3 protein-coding genes are annotated in these 2,774 nt (G+C 47.6%); all 3 read right to left on the bottom strand.

What is annotated here, in order from left to right:
• Positions 1-368, bottom strand: a 368-nt coding sequence (locus IJ369_RS10855; protein WP_290715051.1) for a Rho termination factor N-terminal domain-containing protein, incomplete at its 3' end; no start/stop codon positions are given.
• 12 nt (positions 369-380) lie between these two features.
• Positions 381-1,499 carry a LysM peptidoglycan-binding domain-containing protein gene (locus tag IJ369_RS01180; RefSeq protein ID WP_290715048.1) on the bottom strand — a complete coding sequence of 373 codons (1,119 nt, stop codon included), beginning with the start codon at positions 1,497-1,499 and terminating at the stop codon, positions 381-383.
• Positions 1,500-1,684: 185 nt separating this feature from the next.
• Positions 1,685-2,774: CvpA family protein (locus IJ369_RS01175; protein ID WP_290715046.1), on the bottom strand; the 1,090-nt coding region annotated here is incomplete at its 5' end.

Raw genomic sequence — 2,774 nt, 5'->3', positions numbered from 1 at the left:
GTTTTCAGGTTGAATCTTCTGATCTGAGCGGGAGAAACGTAAACGTCATTGATGCCGGGCAGGCAATTTTCCGCCCGAAGAAAGCCATACCCATCGGGCAGGACTTCCAGAATGCCTTCCCCCATCTCTTCAAAAATCTGCTTTTCTCTTTCTGTCGTTTCCTGCGGAATTTCGGTTTTTTCGTCGAATTTTTTCTGAGAAAAACCACAAGCAGCCGCCTGCGGAGCTGTTTTTTCTGCCGCAGAGGACTGCTTTTCTTTGATCTTCTCTATCAATTCGCTTTTTTTCAGGCCGGAAATGGGAGAAACTCCCAATTCCGAACCAATTTTCTTCAATTCCGCAAGAGTTTTCTTTTCCAGTTCACTCATGCTGTTCTCCTATTAGTTTGCTGCAGGGATCTTGATTTTGCTGCCGGGTTTCAGAGAATCGCTTTCCTTCATGCCGTTGGCATCCAGGATCTTCTGATAATCAGCGCCATTGCCCAGCTGGCTCTGCGCGATGGTCCACAGGGTATCGCCGTCTTTGATGGTATATTCCTTGCCGGCGCCGCTTGTAGAGGATGCGGGTGTGCTGCTGTCGGTATCGCCGTCTGTATTTTCTGCATTGTCGCCATCTGCGCCCTCAGCATTTTCTGTGCTGCCGCCTTTCAGGTTATCCAGCTGTTCTTCCAGCTGCATTTTTTCCAGCTGGATATCTTCGTATTTCTGTTTGTATTCCTGAGACTGTGTCAGCTGATTCTGTGCATCTTCCAGCTGGCTGTTCAGGCTTACGGTACGGAAAATCAGGAAGATGATCAGGATCAACGCCACTACGCCCAGAATGATGGCCAGTTTGCTTCTGCCTGTGCCGTAATCATCATCGTAATCATCATCATACAGGCTATCCAGATGTTCCTGTTTTGCTCTTTCTTCGAAGTCCAGATCTTCGTAGCGAGGGCGGCTGTCTCTGGGGTCTCTGCCCATATCTTCGAAAGGCATTGCTTCTTTTTCTTTTCTTGCTTTTCTGCTGCGTTTCGCAGGGGCTGCTGTTGTCTGCAGGGTCACTTCTTCCACGATCTTGGATTTTTTGCGGGCAGGGATCACGCTGACATACTGGATGCCGTCATCATAGTCGTCCTGATCCATTGTATTCCCCTTGGGTGCAGAAGTATGCATGCCTTCCAGATTTTCGGAAACGATGCCTGTATTTCTTGCGCGGCGGGAAACGTAGCGAGTGGGTTCACCTTCCTGCTGAGGCGCTCTGCTCACTTCATTGATCTCATTGCTTACCTGCTGCATTCTTGCTTCTCTGACTTCTTCCACATCTTCTCTTCTCTGAGGGCGGCGCGCACGGTATGCTGTTGCTTCCAGGTCGTCATTTTTGCCCATCAGAGGGTGTGTCTGCATCAGGATGTCCACAACTTCCTTCGGCAGGTCATTATACAGATCTTCGTAGTAGCCTTTGTCTGTATCACTCATGCCTCTGGAGCTGTTTGTATTTTCGAATCTTTCATCGCTCATTGCTCTTTACCTCCAAAATATATACTAAGATTTGATTTCACTATTTACAAATCTACGCAATTTCTGCATTTTATCTTATATATTCTACATTTTTATTTCGAAAGTGTCAACCAAAGTAGCCGAAATTCAGACTTTTGTAAGAAACTTTCAGCCATGCATCATCCTGATACATGGCTGAGAGTTTCTTATTTTACGGAAAGGACCGTATTCACATCGGCAGACTGGGCCACATATTCCAGTGTCGCATTGCTGCCCACCTGTTTTTTCAGAATTTCCAGATTATCCTTTGCTTTCGCTTCGAACAAGGCATCGCTGCCTTCCAGCATCAGATACCAGTAGGTGTTTCCTTCGGAAACGATATCCTTCATCATAGTGATTTTACCGGTAATGGTCTGGGCTTTGGAGGTATCTACCGTTTCGATGCCGCTGCCCGCCATCAGATTGCGGTAAGCCTTTTCACATTCCGCAACAGTGTCGCCAATGGCAACGATCTGATATTTCTGGATATTCACCATGGCATATTTCTTTACCAGCCCCGCGTTATCCTTCAGGGAAAGGAAGTATGTGGGTTCATCGGCAATATTCAGCAGGATGGGGAAAGTGGCTTCATAATTCAGATGCTGTACCTGCCCTTCCGCAGAGGACATGGCGGAAACTTCCTTGGCGCCGGAAATCTGGTAATATTTCGTTTCCTTCGTACGGGAATTCATCAGAACGAAGCCAACATTGGATTCGTCGCCGCCGATGGAAGTTACACCAGTGTATACCCAGACATCATCGTCCAAGGCGATATAGTTATAGCCTTCTGTGGACATCAAGCAGCCCTTCTGCCCAAAGATGCTGTTGATGTAGCCGTTTTTCAGTGTGCCATAATAATCGTACTGTTCTACCAGCAGAGCGGAATCGTATACCTTATCCACCCAAGTGGGCACATCTGCCACGTCATAATAGATATGTTCCCCCGTAGCTGCATTGATGATGATAGCGCCTTTGATATCCGTGCCGCCGAAAAGACCGATGGTCTTATCTTCCACAGCGCATACCCAGTAAGGCTCGCCCTCGTCATTGATCTCAAAATTGTAGGAATGGATCATGGCTGTGGGGTAGCGGAAGCGGATATAGCGGTTCAGGTTACGACCAAAATGTTCAAAGGGAGAGATCTTGATGCCCTCTTCCAGTTTGATCAGGTCTACATCCTGGGTGGTCATATCAATGCTGATATAAGCAGGGACGCCAGTGCCGCGGTTGGTGAACCATTTGATGATATCGCCATAC

It is taken from the genome of Anaerotignum sp., from assembly GCF_017483025.1.
Lineage (GTDB): Bacteria > Bacillota > Clostridia > Lachnospirales > Anaerotignaceae > Anaerotignum_A.
This window is presented reverse-complemented; position numbering and strand designations above follow the sequence as displayed.

What these genes read in the sequence shown, in the direction of transcription:
- IJ369_RS01180 (WP_290715048.1), bottom strand. Translation starts at nt 1,499, where the DNA reads ATGAGCGATGAAAGATTCGAAAATACAAACAGCTCCAGAGGCATGAGT.